Origin of the sequence: Sabulibacter ruber, from assembly GCF_017355955.1 — a bacterium.
In the GTDB taxonomy this organism is placed as follows: domain Bacteria; phylum Bacteroidota; class Bacteroidia; order Cytophagales; family Hymenobacteraceae; genus Nibribacter; species Nibribacter ruber_A.
On record NZ_JAFFID010000169.1, the window covers coordinates 1 to 255 of the forward strand.

At 60.4% G+C, this 255-nt stretch carries 1 protein-coding gene; it reads left to right on the plus strand.

Translation table 11 applies throughout. From position 1 onward, the window contains the following. Positions 1–26 precede the first annotated feature (26 nt). Positions 27–255, plus strand: a 229-nt coding sequence (locus tag JT719_RS24905) for a hypothetical protein (RefSeq protein WP_207436469.1), incomplete at its 3' end; no start/stop codon positions are given.

Genomic DNA, 255 nt, shown 5'->3' on the forward strand with positions numbered 1-255 from the left:
TTTTGCCCGTGAAACCATGGCGGACCTTGGCGATGATCGAATTGGCGCTGATCGCGCAGGTGCTGGTGGTGGCCCTGGTGGTCGCGGTCTTCCTGTTCAGCGGGACGGCCTCGATGTTCCACCCCCTGAGCTTCTACCTGATTTTCCACACGCTGGTGTTCGTCCTGCGCCCGATCCTGCTGCATGTCTACCAGTTCGACAATGTGTGGCTCTTCATCGGCTTCTGGCCGAGCGCGCAGCAGTTCGTCTTCACCC